This is a genomic window from Bacillus sp. FSL H8-0492, from assembly GCF_038006145.1.
GTDB lineage: Bacteria > Bacillota > Bacilli > Bacillales > Bacillaceae_G > Bacillus_A > Bacillus_A mycoides.
On the sequence record NZ_JBBOUP010000001.1, the window covers coordinates 2,379,842 to 2,399,966 of the forward strand.

General features: G+C 33.6%; 24 protein-coding genes. 14 read left to right on the forward strand and 10 right to left on the reverse strand.

The features are described 5' to 3' along the window. Positions 1-22 precede the first annotated feature (22 nt). The 7 genes from MHH66_RS12225 to MHH66_RS12255 form a co-directional block, all read right to left on the reverse strand. Complete coding sequence (locus MHH66_RS12225; RefSeq protein ID WP_078184970.1) at positions 23-421, reverse strand: 3-hydroxyacyl-ACP dehydratase FabZ family protein; 399 nt, start codon at positions 419-421, stop codon at positions 23-25. Between the two features lie 55 nt (positions 422-476). Next, positions 477-1,676, reverse strand: coding sequence for an LL-diaminopimelate aminotransferase (locus tag MHH66_RS12230; RefSeq protein ID WP_016120380.1), 1,200 nt, complete (start codon positions 1,674-1,676; stop codon positions 477-479). 176 nt (positions 1,677-1,852) lie between these two features. Next, positions 1,853-2,221 (reverse strand): hypothetical protein, encoded by a 369-nt coding sequence (locus MHH66_RS12235; protein ID WP_002127817.1) that lies wholly within the window; start codon positions 2,219-2,221, stop codon positions 1,853-1,855. A gap of 179 nt (positions 2,222-2,400) precedes the next feature. Further along, positions 2,401-2,703 carry a hypothetical protein gene (locus MHH66_RS12240; protein ID WP_078184971.1) on the reverse strand — a complete coding sequence of 101 codons (303 nt, stop codon included), beginning with the start codon at positions 2,701-2,703 and terminating at the stop codon, positions 2,401-2,403. Between the two features lie 165 nt (positions 2,704-2,868). Next, positions 2,869-4,071 carry an MFS transporter gene (locus tag MHH66_RS12245; protein WP_002032512.1) on the reverse strand — a complete coding sequence of 401 codons (1,203 nt, stop codon included), beginning with the start codon at positions 4,069-4,071 and terminating at the stop codon, positions 2,869-2,871. A 305-nt stretch (positions 4,072-4,376) separates the two neighbouring features. Next, on the reverse strand, positions 4,377-4,811 hold the full coding sequence (gene exsC / locus MHH66_RS12250; protein WP_078184972.1) for an exosporium protein ExsC: 435 nt from the start codon (positions 4,809-4,811) through the stop codon (positions 4,377-4,379). 169 nt (positions 4,812-4,980) lie between these two features. Continuing rightward, a complete protein-coding gene (locus tag MHH66_RS12255) occupies positions 4,981-5,133 on the reverse strand; it encodes a YqbF domain-containing protein (protein ID WP_078179002.1) in 153 nt (50 codons plus the stop codon). A gap of 485 nt (positions 5,134-5,618) precedes the next feature. Between MHH66_RS12255 and MHH66_RS12260 the strand changes: the two genes are divergently transcribed. The 8 genes from MHH66_RS12260 to MHH66_RS12295 all read left to right on the forward strand — a co-directional run bounded on the left by MHH66_RS12260 (position 5,619) and on the right by MHH66_RS12295 (position 10,944). Beyond that, on the forward strand, positions 5,619-5,957 hold the full coding sequence (locus tag MHH66_RS12260; RefSeq protein ID WP_002127815.1) for a hypothetical protein: 339 nt from the start codon (positions 5,619-5,621) through the stop codon (positions 5,955-5,957). A gap of 217 nt (positions 5,958-6,174) precedes the next feature. Beyond that, complete coding sequence (locus MHH66_RS12265) at positions 6,175-6,960, forward strand: class I SAM-dependent methyltransferase (protein WP_002192837.1); 786 nt, start codon at positions 6,175-6,177, stop codon at positions 6,958-6,960. Between the two features lie 69 nt (positions 6,961-7,029). Beyond that, positions 7,030-7,218 carry a DUF3970 family protein gene (locus tag MHH66_RS12270; RefSeq protein WP_002013371.1) on the forward strand — a complete coding sequence of 63 codons (189 nt, stop codon included), beginning with the start codon at positions 7,030-7,032 and terminating at the stop codon, positions 7,216-7,218. A gap of 77 nt (positions 7,219-7,295) precedes the next feature. Further along, positions 7,296-8,261 (forward strand): nucleoside hydrolase, encoded by a 966-nt coding sequence (locus MHH66_RS12275; protein WP_002013369.1) that lies wholly within the window; start codon positions 7,296-7,298, stop codon positions 8,259-8,261. Positions 8,262-8,385: 124 nt separating this feature from the next. Next, positions 8,386-8,628 carry a GlsB/YeaQ/YmgE family stress response membrane protein gene (locus MHH66_RS12280; protein WP_002013368.1) on the forward strand — a complete coding sequence of 81 codons (243 nt, stop codon included), beginning with the start codon at positions 8,386-8,388 and terminating at the stop codon, positions 8,626-8,628. A 92-nt stretch (positions 8,629-8,720) separates the two neighbouring features. Beyond that, entirely contained in the window at positions 8,721-9,116 is a 396-nt protein-coding gene (locus MHH66_RS12285) for a hypothetical protein (protein ID WP_002084959.1), read from the forward strand. 253 nt (positions 9,117-9,369) lie between these two features. After that, positions 9,370-10,215 carry a DUF5700 domain-containing putative Zn-dependent protease gene (locus MHH66_RS12290; RefSeq protein WP_078184973.1) on the forward strand — a complete coding sequence of 282 codons (846 nt, stop codon included), beginning with the start codon at positions 9,370-9,372 and terminating at the stop codon, positions 10,213-10,215. A 24-nt stretch (positions 10,216-10,239) separates the two neighbouring features. Then, positions 10,240-10,944: a YjgB family protein gene (locus tag MHH66_RS12295; RefSeq protein ID WP_078184974.1), complete on the forward strand. Its 705-nt coding sequence runs from the start codon at positions 10,240-10,242 to the stop codon at positions 10,942-10,944. A gap of 14 nt (positions 10,945-10,958) precedes the next feature. Here the strand turns inward: MHH66_RS12295 and MHH66_RS12300 are convergent, their stop codons facing one another. After that, positions 10,959-12,164: an MDR family MFS transporter gene (locus tag MHH66_RS12300; protein ID WP_078184975.1), complete on the reverse strand. Its 1,206-nt coding sequence runs from the start codon at positions 12,162-12,164 to the stop codon at positions 10,959-10,961. 26 nt (positions 12,165-12,190) lie between these two features. Here MHH66_RS12300 and MHH66_RS12305 point away from each other — a divergent pair, with 26 nt between their 5' ends. From MHH66_RS12305 to MHH66_RS12325, 5 genes are all read left to right on the forward strand, one after another. Continuing rightward, positions 12,191-14,002, forward strand: a complete 1,812-nt coding sequence (locus MHH66_RS12305; RefSeq protein WP_234803733.1) for an SgrR family transcriptional regulator — start codon at positions 12,191-12,193, stop codon at positions 14,000-14,002. Positions 14,003-14,161: 159 nt separating this feature from the next. Continuing rightward, positions 14,162-14,785, forward strand: a complete 624-nt coding sequence (locus MHH66_RS12310) for a YhbD family protein (protein ID WP_078184977.1) — start codon at positions 14,162-14,164, stop codon at positions 14,783-14,785. A gap of 13 nt (positions 14,786-14,798) precedes the next feature. Next, positions 14,799-15,509: a polymer-forming cytoskeletal protein gene (locus MHH66_RS12315; RefSeq protein WP_078184978.1), complete on the forward strand. Its 711-nt coding sequence runs from the start codon at positions 14,799-14,801 to the stop codon at positions 15,507-15,509. An 18-nt stretch (positions 15,510-15,527) separates the two neighbouring features. Continuing rightward, positions 15,528-16,235: a cytoplasmic protein gene (locus MHH66_RS12320; RefSeq protein ID WP_078184979.1), complete on the forward strand. Its 708-nt coding sequence runs from the start codon at positions 15,528-15,530 to the stop codon at positions 16,233-16,235. 24 nt (positions 16,236-16,259) lie between these two features. Further along, positions 16,260-17,795, forward strand: coding sequence for an MDR family MFS transporter (locus MHH66_RS12325; RefSeq protein WP_078184980.1), 1,536 nt, complete (start codon positions 16,260-16,262; stop codon positions 17,793-17,795). Between the two features lie 54 nt (positions 17,796-17,849). On the opposite strand, the gene MHH66_RS12330 is transcribed toward MHH66_RS12325, so the two are convergent. Then, positions 17,850-18,170 carry a hypothetical protein gene (locus MHH66_RS12330; protein WP_078184981.1) on the reverse strand — a complete coding sequence of 107 codons (321 nt, stop codon included), beginning with the start codon at positions 18,168-18,170 and terminating at the stop codon, positions 17,850-17,852. 255 nt (positions 18,171-18,425) lie between these two features. On the opposite strand from MHH66_RS12330, the gene MHH66_RS12335 reads away from it, so the two are divergent. Continuing rightward, positions 18,426-19,205 (forward strand): BC_2878 family exosporium-associated protein, encoded by a 780-nt coding sequence (locus MHH66_RS12335; protein WP_078184982.1) that lies wholly within the window; start codon positions 18,426-18,428, stop codon positions 19,203-19,205. A 184-nt stretch (positions 19,206-19,389) separates the two neighbouring features. Here the strand turns inward: MHH66_RS12335 and ycaC are convergent, their stop codons facing one another. After that, positions 19,390-20,025: an isochorismate family cysteine hydrolase YcaC gene (gene ycaC, locus MHH66_RS12340; RefSeq protein WP_002013351.1), complete on the reverse strand. Its 636-nt coding sequence runs from the start codon at positions 20,023-20,025 to the stop codon at positions 19,390-19,392. Positions 20,026-20,125 lie beyond the last annotated feature (100 nt).

Sequence of the window (20,125 nt, forward strand, 5' to 3'; positions counted from 1 at the left end):
TACCCCTTACTATGTAATCTGTTTAATCAGCTTGATATATTAATAGCTTTTCAATGGTAACGATTGATTGACCGTTTACAGAGGCAATTCCTTTCCAAAGAACAAAACCTCGTCTGTTACGTGTTAATTCATAATGTAAGTCAAGTTTATCACCGGGATACGCATTTTCATGAAATTCCACCCCATCTAAAGAGGAGAGGAAACCAAGTCCTTCAGATTCACCTGTACTTACAAAAGCACTAAGTTGAGCCAGTGCTTCTACAATTAGCATATGAGGCATATAGTTTTGATTTTCATTAATAAACCACTCGTTATTTGTGATCAGTTTGTATCCTGTAGCTGATTGAGATTCTTTAACGTTTGTAATTTTATCAATCATTAAAAATGGATAGCGATGGGGAAGAGTATCTTTAATATTCATATCGTACCTCCAGGAATAATAATACCCCTGCTAAAGTTAAGCAGGGGAGTTATTATTAATTCTTAACTAATTCTTCTATTTTTTCAATAGAGAAAATACCGCTATTTTTAATGTTTTCAACTGCTTCTTGTAATACTACTTTATCTTGAACAAGTGCAATACGTACAAAACCTTCGCCATGAGGACCAAATGCATGGCCTGGTGTGACAACGACATTTGCACGATCCATAAGTGCATAAGCGAACTCTAGCGAAGTCCATCCTTTCGGAATTTCAGCCCAAACGAACATACTTCCAGCTGGTTTATCGACATTCCAACCGAATTTGCGGAATCCGTCCACTAAAGTATCTCTACGTTCTTGGTAAATTCCACGGTTTTTTTCACAAAATGCAGCGCCGTGTCGTAATGCAGCGGATGCAGCTTTTTGAATTGGTAAAAACACACCGTAATCTGTATTAGACTTAAATTGCGTAAGCGCGCCGACAATTTCTTCGTTACCAATCATATAACCAATACGGCTACCAGCTAAACTATAACTTTTAGATAAAGAATTAATTTCAACGCCAACTTCTTTTGCACCAGGTACAGATAAGAAGCTAATTGGCTTTTGACCATCAAAATAAAATTCAGCATAAGCAAAATCATGGACAACGATAATATTATGTTTTTTCGCGAATGCGATTACATCTTTAAAGAAATCTTCATGTGCCATTGCTGGAACTGGATTTCCTGGGAAGTTCAAAATCATCATCTTTGCTTTATTGGCGATTTCTTCAGGGATAACTTCTAAGTTAGGTAAGAAATCATTTTCTTTTTTTAATGGCATGTAGTAAGATGTTGCACCGGCCATTTGAATTCCTGTTTCATAAGCTGTATATCCTGGATCAGGAACTAGTATTATATCTCCCGGATTTGCAAAAACCATAGGTAAATGAACGAGTCCGTCTTGTGAGCCCATTAATAATAAAACTTCTTTTTCAGCATTTAATATAACGTTATGAGTGTTGTTGTAATATTCAGTTACAGCTTCGTGAAATTCTTGAATACCAGATAATGTATATCCGTAACTTTCTTTTGCACTTGCTGTATGTACCATTTCTTCTCTCACAAAATCAGCAGGAGGCATATCAGGATTCCCGATACTTAAATCGATCATTTTATGACCTGCTGCAATTTTCTCTTTTTTATAGGCCCCTAATTCACTAAATATAGAAGATTGGAATGCTTTCATTCTAGTTGCTAAAGTGTAAGTCATCAAAACCCCTCCTAAAAACAGTGTTTTCTTTCTGTATTTTTAATTATTCTGAAAACACATGTTTACATTTTATCATTTTTTTATGAAAATTAAAACGATTGACAAATTTAGAGGGAGGATAATAAGGGGAAATATAAAAATAACGTAGAAAATATTTTCTACGTTATAAATGAAGATTAATTGTTTGTTTTTTTATATGTACATGTGTTTTCAGTTGTAAAAAAGTATACATTTAATTCATTATCGACAACTTTTAAAGATTGATCCGATGTAAACGAGTTACCATAATCAATACGATACACGTTAGAATTTTTAACAAACGATCCCTTAAATAAATCCTCTTTTTTATTTGTTGTTTGCATTTCCACTAAATTGTGAACAACCTTTTCTTTCTTTTCTTCTTTCACAACTGTTTCAAATTTATAATATACAGGGCATTCACCTTTTTTATTATCAATGACTTCCCAAGAGCCGTATATATCATTATTGCTACATCCACTAAGTAGAACGATTAATATAGGGAAAATAAATAGAAACTTTTTCATTGTGTACTCCTTTCTTATTCGTTTTTATAAACGTGCGAATACGATAGGAATATTGTAAAAAATAAAGTTTAAATTTTCATAAAGAATTTTTAAATTTCACATAAAAATTTGGAGTAAGGTGAGATTTTTAAAATGAAAAGGCATGAATCTAGTGTAATGCTAGATTCATGCCTAGTACTCTATCCTATGTTATGTTTTTTGAGGATAAATGAAGCGGAAAGAAGAATGACAATTCCATTTACAATATATACATTTAAAATAATGAAGACTAGGTTAGCTACTCCCAAACCACCTTTATCGAATATAGATGTGAGTGCTGTAGTAGTCAAAAAGATAATGGGAGTTAACAATAAAAATAGGAAACCTGCAACAATCCTTCTTTTAAAGTTATTTTGAGATAAGGAAATGGCTAAAAAATTAAGGACGCCAAACATGACCAATGAAAAAAGAAGGATAATTAATAATTGGATGCCATAAGACATTTCCACAGCTCCTTTTTGAAAAATCTATAATTTATTTTATTCGAAAGTAGTAGGGGATACTCCTTTAAATATTTGAACTACATAAAGAAAATAGATTTTAATCCTTGACATTCAAAAAGAATGGACCCAGTAAAATACGGGATCCATTCTTAAGAAGTATTAGTTTTATATATTCGCAGATTGTGACGTTTGTTTTTTAAATTGTTTCTGCTTAGATAAGGAAATAAAAATAATCAACAACGAAATAACTCCGAAGATGAGAACCATATATTGTAACCCAATCGTATCTAAGAAGAAGCCAGTTCCAAGTAAGACAATCTGGAACATAACTCTTTCAAACATATTACGGAATGAGAAGAGACGTCCGTGATAGCTTTTTTCGACTTTCGTTTGGAAAATTGTCGACATAATAGGGAAGAAGCAGCCTACACTAAATCCAAACAAACCAAATGAGGCAAGTGCCATCCATTTAATATCGCTAAAGAACAACGAAAGGTGTGCAAAAGCGGTACAAATTGCGAAGAAGTATAGTAACTTTTCAGGTTTGAAATGATCAGATAAACGTTTAATAACGAAGGCACCTAACATAAATGCTACACCTTCAATTGTATATATGAATCCTTTAATCGTTGGGTCATGTTGCATTTCGCTAATGTTAATAACCATTAAATTGAATCCAGCTATAAATAATAGAGGGATAATACTTAATATAAGTGCTGTAAAAGCAATAGGAATTCCTTTTAAAATACGAAATACTTCCATAAAACTATTATCTTTAGCTGATTGTTTACTTGATGTAGCGGATTTTTTATCTTCAAATTGTAGGAAGAAAGTTGAGAGGAATAATAAAGCGTATGCTGCCATTGAGAAGGCATACATATACTGTAAACTCATTACAACTAAAAGAATGCCACCTAGTGAAGTACCTGCAATACGAGCGATTGTACCGATATTCATATGTACACCGTTCATTTGTAATAGCTCATGTTCATTAACGATGAGTGGAATTACAGATTGTAATGCAGGGAAATAAAATGCCGCGGAAATTTGAAGTGCAATCATAAATGCAATCATGAAAGCGATACTTTCATATTGAATAGCGAAAAACATGAAAATAACACTAATAACACGACCAAATCCAGCGTAAAGAAGAACTTTCTTTTTTTCATATTGATCAATGACACGCCCAGCCATTGGACCGACTAGAACACCAGCTAACAGTCCGATAAATAATATAACGGATTTCATAAAATCAGAAGGGACGTATTTTTGCATAAATTCAAGATTACCAAGAATACCAAGCCATAACCCTAGACCAGCAATAAACTCCCCAATTAATACGATCCAAACATTTTTATTACGCCACATAATTTAATCCTCTCAGTCTTTTAAAATTAACAACTCGTATATAAAACCTCCTAATTTATTCATTATTTTTTAACGCGCTTTTTTTAGAGTCAGAGTCTATATTACGTGTTTCATTAGTGAATTTCAATCTTTTTGATTTGTTGAAAATTTGATTAATTATATGATGAAATAAGTAATTCAAAATGTGAAAAACTCTTGATTAAATACAAATTGAAAATAAAGAAAAACATAGAGAAAATAAAAAAGTGAGAACGTAGTTACTACGTCTCACTTTTCTCAAATGCAACATCAAACAATAGATTCCTTTAGCAACACTTATGATCTTGTCCAATAGCTAAACCACTAAAAGATAGAGAGCCAACAACGTCTGCACTTGCAGCATTTGTTAGATTTTCCACAGTTAATGAATATTCGTGAGTCCCGCAGCTTACATCTTTATCAATAGCTTGAAATGTTTGAGCGTAGAATTGCTCTGAATCTGTAGATTCAATACCTACTTGTGTGTTGAAAATTTCAGTGTTGTCACGGAAAATTCTAAATAATATTTGTGATATATCAGTTATACCTTTAACTCCAACTGTAGCGATTAATTCTACTCGATTATTACGTGAATCGCTTCTTGAAATTTTTAATTTAATATTTGCTAGAATTGCTTTGTTTGGGGAATGAGGAATTACAAAAGTTGTTTCACCTGTTTTATTTATTGGTTGAGTAGCTTGGTAATCAATGATATGAGTCATGTTCGTCATCTCCTCATATACTAAAATATGAAAGTAACGATGAATTAGCTTGGACATATACTATAAGATTTTAAGAGAATTGAGGAGTAATGTTGAATAAAGGGAGATAATATAAAAGCATCAAGAAAAACCCCAATTATGAGAGTCATTTTTTGATGCTTTTCATACTTTAGGCAGAATATTCTTCTTTACGTACTTCGAAGAATTCATTCCGGCGTAAGTAATTAAAAATTTTTTCCGAAACCTCTTCTTCATGAGACACTAAGAATCGTTGATCAAAAGCATAGAAAGATTGACCTTTAATTAGTTTTACGTAGTATATTTTACACGCCTCCTTTAAATTAGGATTCTTAAATACTTTATATTATGATGACCTATCTGGTTGTTAATAATACTTAAAGTTTCAAAGGGGAGAAGTATAAATTCAAAAAAACATTGAAATAGCTTACAAATCTGTAATGTTTTTGTCACCTTTGCCGATAGTTAAAATTAACCAGTATCTTCTATACTACAAATAGGTTCCATAAAACAAGGGGGTAGAAAGATGGAGGAAGTAATTGGAGAAGTTGTAGCAGGGATTTGTGAATTTGTAGTTGAAGTTACGGTGGATGTTTTAGGAGATTTAGTTTCCGGAAATGATGAAGAGAAAGAAACATTATAAAATTTGTAAAAAGGTTTAAAGATAAACAATGTGTAAAAGCTGATTTCTAAAGGGAAGTCAGCTTTTATATTTTTTACATTATATTAATAATATCTAAATGTTAACATGTTACGATATTAATGAAATCAATAAAGGAGCTGACCGATATGAATATGCCGAATTCTAGATGTGATGTACCTGATTCTAATACGATTGTAGCGAATATAAATGAAAAAGAATATCACTTTATAGTTCGTATACATCCACTTGCAGGAAAGATGATAGCGCTATTTGAAAATGGGAAAGAATATGGCTTGCTTGATAAGGAAATCGCTAGTAGGGATAAATTTATTAGGTCAGAGCTTACTAAGTTGAAGCATTTCAACATAGATATTCTTTATGATAGTCCTGGGTGGATATGGATTGGCATGGACCAATATGGATTGCATGCAAGAGAGGCTACTAATAGCGAAGTAGAAGTTATTGTGAAGTTACAGGGGGATTAGACGTGTAAGAAGATCCTCAAATTTAAGAGATACTTTGTGGGGTTGTGGGATAATTCCCCATAACCTTTTTTGTTTTGTGCTTAAAAATAAAAGAGTTAAATTTTTTGATAGAAGGTCTCTAGTACAAGAGACGAGACTAAACTAAAAGAGGATTTGAAATTATATAAAGAGAACTTATAAATTAAATATAATACTTTATAGAAAGAAGATGATAAAAGTGAGTAAAGAAGAACTTGTGAAACAACAATTTGGTAGTAATGCAGAGAAGTATGTGAAAAGTAAAATTCATGCAAAAGGACTGGATTTACAATATGTAGTTCAGCAAGTTGAAACTCGTCATAATACTCGTCTTCTTGATATTGCTACTGGTGGTGGACATGTTGCTAATTTGTTAGCCCCAATGTTCAAAGAGGTAGTCGCTCTTGATTTAACAGAAAAAATGTTAGAAAAAGCAAAAGGTTTTATAGAAGGGAACGGACATGAAAATGTATCATTTGTAGCAGGACATGCAGAAAGGTTACCATTTGCTGATGATTCCTTTGATACAATTACATGCCGAATTGCAGCACATCACTTTGTTGATCCTTTGCAATTTATTTTTGAAGTAAATCGAACGTTAGAAGATAATGGGTTATTTATATTAATTGATAACGTTTCACCAGAAAATAATGAGTTTGATACATTTTATAACTTTATCGAAAAGAAGAGAGATCCAAGCCATGAACGAGCTTTGAAAAAAACAGAATGGATTACTTTATTAGAAAAACATGGTTTGCAAATGCAGTCATGTCATACTTTTGACAAGAAGTTCGATTTTGATTGGTGGTGCGATATGATGGATGTTCCTATGCAAAAACGTGTAAAGTTAACAGAGTGTATGATGAAAACATCAAATGAAATGCAAGAATTTTTCAAAATTCAATTTGGAAACAATAAAATAGAATCGTTTTATACTGAAATGGCACTGTTCGTATGTAAAAAAAGTTCAACATTAAAAAGATAAATTTCTTGCAGTCTTTCTGATGTACGATATACTTAGTACAGAGAAAATGAGAATTGAGGAATAGTAATAATGATTCGTGTACGTATTGAGGGAACTGAGGAAGAGATGCTTGAATTTTTAGAGAAAATGCCTGACATTCCTGGGTTTGAAAAAACACATATGAGAGAACCGAGAAAAGGGAATAATCCGAAATATGATTCAAGCAAAAGTGTACTAGCATATTTATCTTATAAAAAGATTGAAGTCGCCAATAAATAGGCGGCTTTTTTAATTATCTCTGTTTCACCGCCTTGTCTTTTTCGCATAATAATAATAGTAGATTATGCTGGAGAGGGGTGAGGAAAGTTAATAAAAAAATAATCTTTTTCGGAGATTTTGGTATTGATGATGCAGTAACGTTAATTTATGCGAATAAAACATGCAAATTAGATATTATCGGTATCGTTGCAGAGTATGGAAATGTATCAAGAGAAATTGTTACGGAAAATGTTTATTTTTTAGAAAGATACTATGCTACAAAAGTGAAGATTATTGAAGGTGCCAGTAGACCAATGACAGCTGAAGAACCTTTGTTTTTCCCTGAAATTCATGGAGATCACGGTTTAGGTCCAATTATTCCACCGAAAATGAGAATTTGTGACAGAGAAAATTTTTGTGAATTGATTAAATTAATTGAGCCTTGTCCAGAAGATATTATTATAGTGGCGACGGGACGATTAACAACACTTGCAACATTATTTTTATTGTACCCCAATTTAATGAATCGAGTATGTTCTTATTATATAATGGGCGGTGCTTTTCTATTTCCGGGAAACGTTACACCTGTATCAGAAGCTAATTTTTACGGCGATCCAATTGCCGCGAATATCGTTATGAAATATGCGCAGAATGCTACAATATATCCGTTAAATGTAACGCAGCGTGCTCTTATTACCCCTGAAATGGTCGATATTATTGATAAAGAAGGAACAGGGCAGGCGAAACTCATAAAGCCAATGATCGATTTTTATTACGAGAACTTTTACAAAAAAGAATATCCAGGTATTGCTGGGAGTCCGATTCACGATTTACTTCCGTTCATTTCATTTATAAATGATGATATTTTTGAATATAAAAAATCAGCAGTTTGGATTAGTACGACGAATGATGTAACGAGAGGTCAAAGTGTTGCAGATTTTAGAAAAATAGCTGAGCCAACGACGTTTGATAATCGTCCTATACAAAAAATTGCCGTTGAATTTAATTATCAAGCGTTTAAAGACGAATTTATGAGAACAATATTGAAGCCAGATTGTCCTTAAAAGGGTGAGCAGATTTGAATGATTTTCATAAGACGAATAACTTACGAAAAATGTAACATAACTAATGGTAAGCAATTGTTTCTGATTATAATTTTTATTGGTCAATTATAAAGGAGGAAATGATATGATTTGGTCTTTAATCGTTGGTGGTATATTAGGATGGTTTGCAAGTTTAATTACTGGGAAGGATGTACCTGGCGGTGTAATCGGTAATATTATTGCAGGTATTGTCGGTTCTTGGCTTGGTACAGCGTTACTTGGTAAATTCGGACCTGTTATAGGCGGATATGCGATTGTTCCGGCTTTAATAGGCGCGATTGTTTTGATTTTCATCGTAAGCTTTATATTCCGTGCAATGCGGAAATGAATACAGGGGACTGTTTACATTTGTAAGCAGTCCCTTTGTATTATGTTGTCTAATCTGTTATGCTACTGTTATACAATCAGGAGGTGTCAGCATTGAAATCATTTACAGTAAATTTTCATCAAGAGGATAATGCAAAGGCAACAACAGTACATAAATTAAGTGAAGAGGACTTCGAGAAAGCAACAGAAAAAGGTACTCGTCATCTATTTGATTTAGATACAAACGTTGGTTTCTTCGTATTCTTTGATGCTGAAGATACAGAAGGAAACGAGCAATACTTAATGTTACAATATGAAGGAGATCATGAAGAACCAAGTGCTTGCTACGGATTTGATTTGAAATTGTTCTATCAATTTTTAGCACTATACTTAAATGATCTTGAATTCCAAGGTGAGACAAATGAAGAAGAGGAAGAAAATGGTCCAATTCATCATTTAGCGCACTTACTTTACCATATCGTTGAAGACGGTAAATCTATCGAAGTATAAAATACATAATTGAGGCTGTCCTTTAATAGGACAGCTTTTTTAATTATATAAATAGTTAATCTTAATGGATTTCTGATCATGACAAATGATTTGAATAAGATTCAGAAGGAACAAAACATTAAACCAGCAGAGAATGAGTATTCACTTTCTGCTGGTTTTTTGCATTTAAAGGAGATTTTGTAGCAGTTTAATTCAAGTTACAAAAAGGATATAGCGAGTATGGAGAGAAGGTGTATACAAGGAGATGAATAAGATGATTAACAATACAATTCCAAGCTTTTTGAAGCTTTTGGAAAGCGATGATATAGGATTACATGACTTGGACAAATATTATGATATGTATCCAGAAGCATTTGAAGAGTATTTTAATTATCATTGTCCTAAGACGGAAGACCGTCTTTCTAGTGCAATTAAAAAATATCCTAAAAAACTAAAAGACATCCATATTATTTCGGAAACTTTACCATCTATTATTCAAGAAATTAGTGAGGAGTGTCACATTCAATTTGGTTTTAATATAGATTTGACTTTTCATCTATTTGTAGGTGGGTTTGGCTCCAATGCATTTGTAGAAAGAGATATTATTGGGGATATATTTCTTTCGGCAGAAAAATTATCTCCTGAAAGGGAGCATCTTCGTGTTATCGTTGCTCATGAAATTGGTCATATATATCATAATTTCGTATTGCAAGAGAGTGGAATGGATTGGACTAAAGCACAATGGACTGATGCAGCGGTTAGTTTATATCGTGAGGGAGTCGCGACATATTTATCGCAAAGAATAGCTAAAGGATTAAGTAAATCAGTCTATTATTCATATGATAATGATGGTGACGATTGGTTGTATTGCTATGAAGAACATAAAGATCATATTAAGAAACATTTTTTACAAGATTATGTTAAAGGGTGGACAGATGAAAAAGAAAAAGAATGGTTCCGTTTATCAGGAGGGACTTATTTCGGATGCAACCGACTCGGTTATTTTTTAGGAACATCGTATATGGAGTATATTGTGAATACTTTCGGGGAAAGCGAAGCACTTACTTTTTGGACTAAAAATAATTTAAAGAGTAGTGTAATGGAATGGTTACAAAAGTGAATATGTTGAAGAGGGAGGCTGAAAATGATGAAAGTATATATGAAAGTACTTATATTTTTTCTAACTTTAACGTGTGTAGCGGCTTTAACCGCATGTACTAACGCTGAGGAAAAGAAGCAAACTAATTCAACATCAGAAAATAGTACGGAAAAAAAGAGTGATACTTCAGAAACGGGTAAAAAGAATGAAGAGACTGCTCCCAAAAAAGAGAAAGAACCTGTGGAAAAACCAAAAGGTCATGATTCGGTAAAACCTTCAACGGAGTCTAATACGAAAAATACAGTGCTTAATCAAAAATCAATTAACCATGTAAAAGATTTATTTGAGCAAGCGAAAGTAGGTAAAGTACCTAATGTTCCATATGCGGCGCATACAGGTGACATCGAGGAAATAGAAAAAAAGTGGGGAAAAGCAGATAAAACTGATCAAGCAGGCAACGGGATATATGCAACTTTTACAAGTAAAAATGTAGCATTTGGCTTTAATAAAGGATCACAAGTCTTTGACGTACGCTCTTACCATTCAGAGCTCAAATCGATTACGTTACAAGAAATCGAAAAGGCTTTAGGAAAACCAGCGTCTGTTAAAGAAAATGGTAATGATAAAATTTATGTTTATAAAGTAAATGACCAGTTTGAATTGAAATTCGTAATTCCAAAATCGACTGGTAAAGTACATCATATTTCTGTGTTCTCACCGGAGGATAGTATTAATAAAATGGCAGGTTAAATGAAGAGCTGTTCCTATAGGGACAGCTCTTTTTTTTTGTTTCTTTCTAACGATTGAACAAAAAAAGCTTGAATGATACCACCGATTATTAATAAGAAGGCACAAATATAAAATAGAGTACTACCGCTTAATTTACTTAATAACAATGCACCTACAAAAGGCCCACAAGTTCTTGAAATATCCCAATGTATACCGTATATAGAAAAATATAATCCGCGTCTATGACTTGGAGCGATTTGTGAAACGAATCGTAGTAAGTGATTCAAAGCTATACTTTGCCCAATTACTAAAAAGAGCAATGTGAAGAATAATGACCATATTGTTGTGGAATAAGCGTAGCCAATCGCAGCTAACGTATAGCAAGTATAGGAAATAACAATGATTTTAGGCATAGAAAACTGTTCAGACCATTTCACAAGGGAAATTTGGAGAATCACTTCCATGACAGCTTTACAAGTTGAGATAAACACGAGTACAAATAGAAAATTTGGAAATACACTTTCGGCGAATATACGATAATTTGATTCGGTTTGGGCGTAGAAAAAACTAATCGGTAGCGTAGAAACCATAAGTCCAAACACAGCGTAATGCTTTGAAATAAATTGTTTTGGCGAATATACTTCTTTAGTTTTATTAACGTTTTTCATGAGTGGAGCTGTTTCAGGAAGCTGCGTCCAAACGAGAATAGCATATAGCGTAAGGGCTACACCTTGCAAAATAAATAAATACTCAGGGTGACTAGTATAAAAAAAGGCGCCGATTAATGGGCCAATTACAGAGCCGATTGCTCCCGTAGTATGCAGAACAGCAAATATTTCTGCCTGTTGTTCTTCCTTCGTTAAGTCAGCGATTTGTGCTCGCTGTGCCGGAATATATAAAGAGCGTCCAATACCATTTGCTACATACAATAAGGCGAAAAAGGCGACCGATTCAGCAAAAGCGAATCCGCTTACGGCAAAAGCTTGTAAAAGTAATCCGAGTAACATTATTTTCTTTCGGCCGTATTTATCTGTTACACCCCCAGCGATTAATGTAAACACAATATCAGCGAGAGGCTGTAATCCGAAAAGAAGCATTGTAACGATGACATTACCATTTAACGCTTTATTAACGTGAACAATAAAAATGATAGCTAACATCGCTTCAGTCGTTCGGACTAACAATTCACCGAACAATCGAATGAGAATAGGCTTATTATAACGTTTTAAAAGATACTTCATTTTTATTTCCTCCTTTCTATATTGAAATGATAAGATGGAAGCCAGAAATGAAAAAGGGTAGAATAAAAGAGGAAGATTTTTCATCTTTTAGGGGGCGTTTTATGATTATTTTGGAGCAATATATGCACCTGTGGCTCCAGTATGGAAATGGGAGAGCCGAGGGAGAACAATTAGAAATAACAATACAAAATATATCTGAAACTTTATTTTGTACAGAGCGAAATAGTAAATTAATAATAAAAAAATTAGAAGAATTTAATTGGATTATGTGGTTTCCAGGCCGAGGGAGAGGAAATCGTTCAAAGTTGTTATTTCAAAAACATCCACTTTCTTTAATTTTAGAAAGAGGAAAAGAAATAACGAAACAAGGGGATGTAAAAAACGGGAGTGCATTTATTGAAAGGTATAGCTCATATTTTCCATCGCTTCAAATTCAATTTCAAACTTGGATAGATTCGATATTCGGGTATCGAGTCGAAAGGACATCTAAAGGGAGAAGAGATGTACTACGTTTGCAAGTTCAAATGAATCTAGATATTGCATTAGATCCTGTATACGCTACGATGCGTTCGGAATGTCATATGGTAAAACATATATACGACACGTTAGTGTATATAGACGGAAATACAAACAGTGTAGAGCCAAGACTTGCGTTTTATTGGGAATATGATAACCAGAAATATATATGGACCTTCTACTTACGAAAAGGTGTTCAGTTTCATAACAGGAAAGAATTTACTGCTTATGACGTTGTACATACATTTAAACGATTCTTGAAAGCGAAAAATAATCCGCATGCGTGGATGTTACAGCACGTTGAAAGTTTACATATTCTTGATGACTACATTGTGCAGATTCGTTTATCTACAGATAATAAGCTGTTTTTACATGCTTTAAGTACAGAACAGTGTTCTATTGTAAATGAAGATGGAGATGGAAGGTTAATCGGTACTGGACCGTTTCGATTATGTGAAAAGAATGAGGATGTATTCGTATTAGAAGCAAATGATTTATATTTTCGCGAGCGACCATTTCTCGATCGAATTGAATTATGGAATGTAGAGCACAGAGTTAATACGTGCGATATATTAGCGAAAGCACGTTATAAAAATATAGAAAACCATCATAAAGAAGTATCTAGACTTGAGTCGAATGTAACTTACATTACGTTAAATGCTGCAAAAGAAGGACCTATGCAAAATGTGATGTTTCGGAGAGCTTTATATAAAATTATTTATGGTAATAAAATTGTTGAAGAATTACAGGGAGAGCGCGTAGAAGTAGCGGATGAATTAGTACTCAAAAAGAACGGTACAATTCAAATTAACAGGGATATACATACACTTATTAAATGCAGCTCTTACGGTAATGAAACACTGCGACTATCTACATTTACAGGGCAAGATCACGTTGAAGATGCGAATTGGATACAAAAAGAATGTGCAAAATACGGAATTAAAATAGATATTGAGTTTCTTGAACAAGAAGAGTTATTACAAATGAGTACGATACAAAAGGCTGATATAATGCACGATAGTGCGACAATTAGCGAACGGATAGAAGATAGTTTACTATATATGTTTCTTACAAAAAACAGCTTTATTCATCAGCATAGCAATATAAATTTTAACGAAGTATTGCAGCCTTATTTTACAGAAAATCAATTAGAGAAACGGGTGACACTGTTACGCGATATTGAGGACACACTGTTACGTGAAATACATATCATTCCTTTATATCGTAATAAGCAGCGAGTAAGTTCACACGAAAAAATACAAAATATAATGATTAATTCACAAGGCTGGATTGATTATTATGATATATGGTTTAAAGCTTGATATATAAAGGTTCTTATGCATTTTAATGAAATGTGTAAGAACCTTTTTTTGTATAAAAGGGAGGTTTGTTTTACGCGTTGTTACGCTACTTATTATAAAAGTCCATTTACATCGTAACAGTGTTATGTTACATTGTTATCAGGAAGGAGTGTTATACAGTTGAGTACAGATTTAATTTCAAAAAAAGATTTATTAGAACTAACTGGTATTTCATACGGACAGTTATATAGGTGGAAGAGAAAAAATTTAATACCGGAAGATTGGTTTGTACGGAAGTCAACGTTCACAGGTCAGGAAACATTTTTTCCGAAAGAAAAGATATTAGAACGTATTGATAAAATCCAAACGATGAAAGAGGATTTATCACTTGATGAATTAGCAAATATGTTTTCACCGAGCGTGACAGAAATTCATTTAACAAAAGATGATTTGTTACGTAAGGGTATTGCATCAGAACCAGTCTTACAATTTTTTATAGAACAAACGAATAAAACGGCAGAGTTTCAATTTGCAGATATTCTTTACGTGTATATGTTAGAAGAACTTCTTCAATCAGGAGACGTTAGTTTAGAAGAGGGGAAAATGGTCTTACAAGTATTAAGTGAAAATTACGAAGCGATTAAGCATAAAAATTGTGACGTAATTATCGTTCGAAAGTTAGGGATTTCTACATGTTTCTTAGTTTCAAATGTGGATGATTTAATTTGTGAAAAGGGAACAAAAATTGTTTTACGTGAAGCGATTACGAAATATACCGAAGCATTAAAAACTAAACTGTTGTAGTGGAGGAGAAATCATGCGTACAGAAAATTTAATTATAAACGGTTACGGTACATCGAATGGCGGTGAGTTTCACAAAGTACAGCTAAACGGAAAAGGAACTGTTAATGGAAACGTTGAATGTGAGCAATTTGAATGTAATGGTTACGGTGCAGTTACTGGTGATTTGAAAAGTAGTAATGCAAGAATTAGCGGATCGGGTAAAGTTGATGGTACAGTTAGCACAGAAATGATGCGAATCGATGGGAAAGGGACAATTACACAAGATGTAAAGGCGACCACTTTAAAAATTGCGGGAAAAGGTACGATAGGTGGAAATGTCACCGGTGAAGAATTTAAAATCAATGGCCAAGCGACGATTGATGGTAATTGCGAGGTTGATGTTTTTTCTTCAGAGGGACAGTTTACGGTAGGTGGTTTATTAAGCGCAGATGAAATTAATATTAATATTCACGGTACATGTAGAGCGAAAGAAATTGGCGGTCAAACAATTAAAGTAAGGCATAGATTGAGTACTTTTAGTAAACTTTTTAAAACAGTATTTGGCCTGCAGTTAGAGGCTGAATTGTTAGAAGGTGACAATATCGATATTGATTATGCTCACATTAAAACAGTAAGAGGAAACAATGTTACAGTAGGACCGAACTGTGAGATTGATCGTATTGAATATACAGGTGTACTTAATGTTGATAAAAACGCAAGTGTGAAAGAAATTAAGCAGGTTTAAAGGAAGGGAGCAATCGATATGGAAAATCAACATAGTCTTACTGTAAATGGATCAGGTAGCTCGGCAGGTGGAGATTATAATAAAGTGAAGATTCGCGGCGAAGGAACAATCTCTAATCATATGAGTTGTAATGATTTTAAAACGTATGGTACGAGTGAAGTACGTGGCAATATGAAAGCGAAAAATTATGTCGTGTATGGAGATAGTGAAGTACAAGGAGACGTAGATGCGGAATGTATAAAAGTATATGGCAATACACAAATGCATGGTGATGCTCATATAGAAAAAACAAAAGTAAGAGGTATGATTGAAGTTAAAGGAAAGTTCTCAGGTGATTTCGTAGATGTGAAAGGCGCTTTAAATGTGAAGGGAGATATAGAAGTAGAGGAATTATTACTAACTGGTGGTCTTGAAAGTAATGGTTTGCTTAATGCTGAAAATATTGAAATCTCACTTCGTTATGAAGGAAGTAAAGTGAGAGAAATCGGTGGCAAAAAGATTACAGTGCGTAAAAAAACGAGCTTTATTCCTTTTACAAGTCATACAGGAAGCCTTCAAACATCAATTATTGAGGGGGATGATATTTATTTAGAACATACAATAGCAGACGTAGTAAGAGGAAATCATGTTATAATTGGCCCTGGCTGTGAAATTAGTGTAGTAGAATATCATACTAGTTTTCACCAGAAAGGTAATGCAGTCGTAAAAGAACATAAACAAATATAAGTAGTATGAGGGAGAGCAAGAAATATGGTTGAGAAGAATAATAAAATCGGCTTCGTTGTTGCCGGTTTATTGCTAGGTATCTTAATGGCATCAATGGATAATACCATTGTCGTAACAGCGATGGGAACAATCGTTGGTGATTTAGGAGGTCTTGAAAACTTTGTATGGGTTGTTTCTGCCTATATGGTTGCAGAAATGGCAGGTATGCCGATTTTCGGTAAACTATCAGATATGTATGGTAGAAAGAGATTCTTTATTTTCGGTTTAATCGTCTTTATGATTGGTTCGGCACTTTGTGGTACTGCTGAAAATATTACACAGTTAGGTATTTATCGTGCCATTCAAGGTATTGGCGGCGGGGCACTAGTGCCGATCGCATTTACTATCGTTTTTGATATTTTCCCTCCAGAAAAGCGCGGGAAAATGGGTGGTTTATTCGGAGCAGTATTTGGTTTATCAAGTATTTTCGGGCCATTACTTGGCGCATATATTACGGATTATATTAGCTGGCACTGGGTGTTTTATATTAACTTACCACTTGGAATTTTAGCACTTATTTTTATTACATTATTTTATAAAGAGTCACGAGTTCATAGAGAACAAAAGATTGATTGGTTTGGCGCAATTACTTTAGTTGGTGCAGTAGTTTGTTTAATGTTCGCCTTAGAATTAGGCGGACAAAAGTATGATTGGGATTCTAGCTTTATTTTAAGTTTATTTGCTGGATTCGCTATTTTAGTAATTGCTTTTATTGTTATTGAACGAAAAGTAGAAGAACCAATCATTTCATTTGAGATGTTTAAACAACGTCTATTCGGAATGAGTACAATTATTGCCTTATGTTACGGGGCGGCATTTATGTCAGCAACTGTGTACATTCCGTTATTTATTCAAGGTGTATACGGTGGTACGGCAACAAACTCAGGATTATTGTTATTACCAATGATGTTAGGATCAGTAGTTACAGCGCAGTTAGGTGGATTTTTAACATCGAAACTTAGCTACCGAAACATTATGATTATTTCTGCTGTAATTATGCTAATCGGATTATTCTTATTAAGTACATTAACGCCAGAAACAAGTCGTATATTATTAACAATTTATATGGTTATTATAGGTTTTGGAGTTGGTTTCTCATTCTCTGTACTAAGTATGGCTGCTATTCATAACTTCGGTATGGAGCAACGTGGTTCTGCGACTTCAACGAGTAACTTCATTCGTTCATTAGGTATGACACTTGGTATTACAATCTTCGGGATGATTCAAAGAACTGGTTTCCAGGATCAATTAGAAGAATCGTTTAAAGGTATGAGCGGAGGAATGAATACAAACGCTTTAGGAGATTCAAGAGCTATTCTATCAGAATCGGCAAGATCTCAAATTCCGCCGCAAATATTAGATAAAATTATTGAAGCTCTCTCTAGTTCAATCGTTCAGACATTTATGTGGGCGTTAGTCCCCGCAAGTTTAGCGTTCGTATTCGTTTTCTTTATGGGAAATGAGCGCATGGTATATAAAAAAGAACAAAACAAGGTGAAAAGTGAAACATCAAAAGCGTAAAGAAAAAGCTCCTCTCAATTTTGAAAGGAGCTTTTTCGTATGTACGGAGTCGAATTAGCCTTCGATAATTTCGTATTCTTCGTCTGCTAATAATAAAATTTGTGTTTTCTTACCTTTGTTTTGAACTTCGATTACATCATATGTACCTAGGTCTCTTAGCTTGCTTTGAGAAGCGTTAACCATAACTTCCATAGAATCAATTAAGATATCTTCTTCAACGTATGATTCAGGTAATGCCATATCTTCAGTATCTAATACACATGTATATAGATTTTGTAAGTTCTCAGCAGTTGGGTTTTGTTCCTCAACATCAATGATGTTTTTTACTGCTTCCATATTTTCTTCTTTTGCTTGATATACTTTAATTTTAGTCATTGTTTTAATCTCCTTTATTACGTAATCTTAGAGGCTGCATCTCATTATAACGCTTTTTCATTGAAAGATGAAATTGTTATATGTATTTATAGTAAAAATTATGTGTTATTACTTATTATTGGTGTAATTTCCATATTGATGTTAGGCGTAACTAATTATATCCTTACGTTAAAATTATATTGTCCAAGCTTTTCATATATCCCGCTCATATTATGTGTATTAGATAAAAACATATAGGGAAGGGATTGAATGTAAGTGGATTGCGAGCCGAAACGAAATTGTCAATGTTGTCAAACTAGTATATGTGAATTTTTACAAAGTCTAGAATCTTTTACAAAGGTTGAGAGTATCGTAATAGCTGGAAACGAAATCGTTGTATCTTATTTCCTTTCATTTAACAAGATGAAAGGTATCGTGTCATTTGTACAAGAAGACGATGAGGTAATATTTGTAGATTGTTCAAAAATTGATGCGATTCGAATAGGGAAAGTTTGTAGTTGTAAAACGAAAGTTAAATTTATTGAAGAGGATTTTAGTCTCCTTGGAAATGTTTGTCCACAGTGTCTAACGGAGGGAAGTACACTCTTTTTCGACTTTTATAATTCTGAATTGAATTTATCTCTACAAGCAAAAACAATTGATGCGCCTAGATGTATTGAATTTACAGATGAACTTGGGAATGTAGTAAAGCAAATTACAATAGTAGGTGAAGCGATTGTTTCTAAAGATTTTGTTCAAGTGCCTGAACTACTAGATTTCCGATTGCTTTTATCGCATCCAGCTGGGAATCCTTTGAACTACGGATTGCTATTTATTAATTTCCCTGATGTTACTTATATTATTATTTTAGCATCAAGCGGATATCTTTCCATTTCGAACTGTTTAAAAATAGAGAGTGGAACTAGTAATGCCGAAATAGAAGAGCTGAAAAAAATGATAGTGGATGACAATAATACGTACAAGTCAATTATTAAGTTAACTAAAATCTTTAAAAACGGTGGAACAGAATCCTTCATTTCTAAGAAGGAGATATAAAGTATTTATGTTGATGAACCCTCTTTATAATATAGTGTCGGTGGAACATACAATATTGGTAAAGCAATTAAGAAAAGGGCTATTAAAGCAGCCCTTTTCTTAATTATGTAAAATAGCTATTGGTAGTTTTTATTGAGTTTACATAGTTATTCAAAATTGATATCAAGTTTAATCAAGAATTAATTTATTTACTAAATTCTTTTTGAGCTCCCATATAGCTTCCGATGATATTTTGATAACTTGGAAGATGCTTAGCAAGTAAAGCTCCGAAACCTTCAACATCATTTCGCCAGTCACGCTGTAATTCTGCTGCAACGCTAAACCAGTTCATTAGTTGCACCCCTCCATGAGCCATACGCATAAGAGCGGCATCAGCAACTTGTTTACTAAAAGTTCCAGATGCATCCGTTACAACAAATACCTCATACCCTGCATTTATAGCTGATAGAGCTGGGAACGCAACACAAACATCAGTAACGACACCTGCGATAATTAACTGTTTTTTACCCGTTGCTTCAATAGCTTTTACAAATTCATCATTGTCCCACGCGTTAATTTGTCCAGGACGCGCTATTTTAGGCGCATTTGGAAATAGTTCGATTAATTGCTGCATGAGTGGACCATTAGGACCGTCTTCGAAGCTAGTTGTTAAAATAACAGGTAAATCAAAAAACTTAGCGGTATTCGCAAGAGCTAAAACATTATTCTTGAATTCATCAACACCATAGTCACGCACTAGACTGGAAATAAGACCTGTTTGATGATCCACTAGAAGAACCGCGGCATCACTTTTTGAAAGACGAGAATACAAATCAGACATTTTATAATCCCCCTTAATAAGCTTATTTACAAATCAATCTTACAGTTATTTATCTTGATTTGGTATACATGCAAAAATTTATCAACAAATAGTTTTCATT

What these genes read in the sequence shown, in the direction of transcription:
- MHH66_RS12290 (WP_078184973.1), top strand. Translation starts at nt 9,370, where the DNA reads ATGATTAACAATACAATTCCAAGCTTTTTGAAGCTTTTGGAAAGCGAT.
- MHH66_RS12320 (WP_078184979.1), top strand. Translation starts at nt 15,528, where the DNA reads ATGGAAAATCAACATAGTCTTACTGTAAATGGATCAGGTAGCTCGGCA.
- MHH66_RS12245 (WP_002032512.1), bottom strand. Translation starts at nt 4,071, where the DNA reads ATGTGGCGTAATAAAAATGTTTGGATCGTATTAATTGGGGAGTTTATT.
- MHH66_RS12325 (WP_078184980.1), top strand. Translation starts at nt 16,260, where the DNA reads ATGGTTGAGAAGAATAATAAAATCGGCTTCGTTGTTGCCGGTTTATTG.
- exsC (WP_078184972.1), bottom strand. Translation starts at nt 4,811, where the DNA reads ATGACTCATATCATTGATTACCAAGCTACTCAACCAATAAATAAAACA.
- MHH66_RS12295 (WP_078184974.1), top strand. Translation starts at nt 10,240, where the DNA reads ATGATGAAAGTATATATGAAAGTACTTATATTTTTTCTAACTTTAACG.
- MHH66_RS12225 (WP_078184970.1), bottom strand. Translation starts at nt 421, where the DNA reads ATGAATATTAAAGATACTCTTCCCCATCGCTATCCATTTTTAATGATT.
- MHH66_RS12260 (WP_002127815.1), top strand. Translation starts at nt 5,619, where the DNA reads ATGAATATGCCGAATTCTAGATGTGATGTACCTGATTCTAATACGATT.
- MHH66_RS12230 (WP_016120380.1), bottom strand. Translation starts at nt 1,676, where the DNA reads ATGACTTACACTTTAGCAACTAGAATGAAAGCATTCCAATCTTCTATA.
- MHH66_RS12240 (WP_078184971.1), bottom strand. Translation starts at nt 2,703, where the DNA reads ATGTCTTATGGCATCCAATTATTAATTATCCTTCTTTTTTCATTGGTC.
- MHH66_RS12235 (WP_002127817.1), bottom strand. Translation starts at nt 2,221, where the DNA reads ATGAAAAAGTTTCTATTTATTTTCCCTATATTAATCGTTCTACTTAGT.
- MHH66_RS12300 (WP_078184975.1), bottom strand. Translation starts at nt 12,164, where the DNA reads ATGAAGTATCTTTTAAAACGTTATAATAAGCCTATTCTCATTCGATTG.
- MHH66_RS12305 (WP_234803733.1), top strand. Translation starts at nt 12,191, where the DNA reads ATGATAAGATGGAAGCCAGAAATGAAAAAGGGTAGAATAAAAGAGGAA.
- MHH66_RS12315 (WP_078184978.1), top strand. Translation starts at nt 14,799, where the DNA reads ATGCGTACAGAAAATTTAATTATAAACGGTTACGGTACATCGAATGGC.
- MHH66_RS12330 (WP_078184981.1), bottom strand. Translation starts at nt 18,170, where the DNA reads ATGACTAAAATTAAAGTATATCAAGCAAAAGAAGAAAATATGGAAGCA.
- ycaC (WP_002013351.1), bottom strand. Translation starts at nt 20,025, where the DNA reads ATGTCTGATTTGTATTCTCGTCTTTCAAAAAGTGATGCCGCGGTTCTT.
- MHH66_RS12280 (WP_002013368.1), top strand. Translation starts at nt 8,386, where the DNA reads ATGATTTGGTCTTTAATCGTTGGTGGTATATTAGGATGGTTTGCAAGT.
- MHH66_RS12270 (WP_002013371.1), top strand. Translation starts at nt 7,030, where the DNA reads ATGATTCGTGTACGTATTGAGGGAACTGAGGAAGAGATGCTTGAATTT.